Annotated in this window: 1 protein-coding gene and 1 pseudogene; both read right to left on the reverse strand. The window is 48.3% G+C overall.

What is annotated here, in order from left to right; translation table 11 throughout:
* Window positions 1-38: 38 nt before the first annotated feature.
* The gene (locus AZ66_RS29095; protein ID WP_044358122.1) at window positions 39-893 is read right to left on the reverse strand and encodes a diguanylate cyclase domain-containing protein; all 855 of its coding nucleotides are present in this window, start codon (window positions 891-893) and stop codon (window positions 39-41) included.
* A pseudogene (locus tag AZ66_RS32255) lies at window positions 874-1,463 on the reverse strand (cellulose biosynthesis cyclic di-GMP-binding regulatory protein BcsB); the annotation flags it as partial. The gene AZ66_RS29095 and the pseudogene AZ66_RS32255, both read right to left, overlap by 20 nt.

Here is a 1,463-nt window from a genome sequence, read left to right on the forward strand (position 1 = left end):
GATTCAAGGCCGGATGCCCCTAAGGCTTTCTGATCCCTTTATACATCGTACTCCATCTGCTTTCTTGCTTGCGTTATGAATTCCAGCGGTGTGGATACCGTCTCAGGGGAATATTCCAAGGCTCCCACGGTAAGATTCAGCTCGATCTTGTACTTACCAGCCAATTCTACGTCATTGAAGGAGGCAACTTTCTCCTTCAACCGCTCGATGACCACATTAGCGCCGTCACGGTCGGTGAACAACAGCAGGCCCCATGTCGGATTATCCGTATTCAGCATGTATAGCGAGTCATTCATACGTATGCTTGTCTCACTAAGCTTGGACACACCGTAGATCATTTCCGACATTTGCTCCTCGCTAACCATTCGCTTCAGCTCGTCCCAATATCTCACTTGCACGACAAGCAGCGTCAGCGGAATATGATAACGCGTAGAGAGAGCCATAAATACCTTAGCATCTTTTTGGAACGAGCGGCTATTTTTCAAGTCCGTGCTTTCGTCCATCGTCGCCAGAGATGCATTTATCCGTTTCAGTTGTTCGTTCTCCATCTGCAATCTTCGATTGCCGAGTGTAAGCATGGCACTAACTACGGTAAAGGCTGGCGTCATGATAAGCCAGAAATAATTATGGGCCCCAACGACCCCACCTTCCACGACAGTCTGATACAACGTAAACGTCCCGTATCCAAATAGGAACACAATATTCAGAACTAACCCCGTTGTCACACTCGTAAAGTACGTAACAATCGCGATAAGAAAGGCCACATTCAACAAAATCATGTTCATGATGTAGCGAGTCGGCTCGCCCACCGTAAACGCAATGCATACGAAACTCAGCAAAAACCATAGCAAGAAGGCTCCGTCCGACAGAAGACTACTTTGATTCCGTTTCATCGCTAGCCCCCCGTTTCTTGCGGTATTTGCGAATCATGAAAATGAGGGATACGAGCACGAGCAAGCCGATAAGCATTGCGGCCACCATGAAGCCCAGAACGTCTCCACGCTGCAGAACCTGTTCCACAATCGAGGAAGATTGCTGTTCCGCCTGCTTCTTGAAGCGGAAGGCGTGGATGTCGCCGTCCTTGTTCGTGGCTACGCCATCTCCATATATTCTCCACTTCGCATTATCACTGGCGAGCAGTTTGGAGGCCAAATAATCATATTCCGTGCTCGGTCCACTGATAGCCAGCAAGCCTCGGCCTGCTTCAAACGGAGATTCGATGAGCTGAAGCGTACCTAAACGCTTGCCGTAATCCGCGTCCACGCTCATCTTTTCATTGGAGGTAAACCCTTCTCCCTTTGCTCCATATTTAAAATACAATTTATCATTATTATCCCGAATGACTTTATTATTGTTATAGCTGCCAATTGCGATCACGTTATGGGCCTTCAAGTCAGAAGCAGCTGCGCTATCCTCAAAGAACCGGACTTCGCCTGCATTGCCCTCCGCATATTGGCCAAGAA

The organism is Paenibacillus sp. E194 (genome assembly GCF_000935845.1).
Lineage (GTDB): Bacteria > Bacillota > Bacilli > Paenibacillales > Paenibacillaceae > Paenibacillus_B > Paenibacillus_B alvei_B.

What these genes read in the sequence shown, in the direction of transcription:
- AZ66_RS29095 (WP_044358122.1), bottom strand. Translation starts at nt 893, where the DNA reads ATGAAACGGAATCAAAGTAGTCTTCTGTCGGACGGAGCCTTCTTGCTA.